The sequence below is a fragment of the Vibrio viridaestus genome, assembly GCF_003856525.1.
GTDB lineage: Bacteria > Pseudomonadota > Gammaproteobacteria > Enterobacterales > Vibrionaceae > Vibrio > Vibrio viridaestus.
This window is the reverse complement of record NZ_RJVQ01000117.1, coordinates 1-488: the sequence shown is the minus strand read 5'-3', so window position 1 is coordinate 488 and position 488 is coordinate 1. Positions and strand designations below refer to the sequence as shown.

Genomic DNA, 488 nt, shown 5'->3' with positions numbered 1-488 from the left:
TTGCCAACCAAATGTATATCGATACCGGCGCAGTGTTCTGCGGAAACCTAACATTGATTCAGGTACAGGGAGAAGGCGCATGAGACTCGAAAGCGTAGCTAAATTTCATTCGCCAAAAAGCCCGATGATGAGCGACTCACCACGGGCCACGGCTTCTGACTCTCTTTCCGGTACTGATGTGATGGCTGCTATGGGGATGGCGCAATCACAAGCCGGATTCGGTATGGCTCTGCATTCTGCGGTAAGCACGAACTCAGCCAGAACGACAAACAAAAGGCTATCAACTATCTGATGCAATTTGCACACAAGGTATCGGGGAAATACCGTGGTGTGGCAAAGCTTGAAGGAAATACTAAGGCAAAGGTACTGCAAGTGCTCGCAACATTCGCTTATGCGGATTATTGCCGTAGTGCCGCGACGCCGGGGGCAAGAAGCAGAGATTGCCATGGTACAGGCCGTGCGGTTGATATTGCCAAAACAGAGCTGTG

The 488-nt window shown here is 50.8% G+C and carries 2 protein-coding genes; both read left to right on the top strand.

The window, feature by feature from the left end; genetic code table 11:
* Window positions 1-292, top strand: a 292-nt coding sequence (locus EES38_RS23140) for an antitermination protein Q (protein WP_439333283.1), incomplete at its 5' end; no start/stop codon positions are given.
* The coding region (locus EES38_RS23135) for a hypothetical protein (protein ID WP_439333282.1) at window positions 292-488 on the top strand (197 nt) is incomplete at its 3' end. The genes EES38_RS23140 and EES38_RS23135, both read left to right, overlap by 1 nt.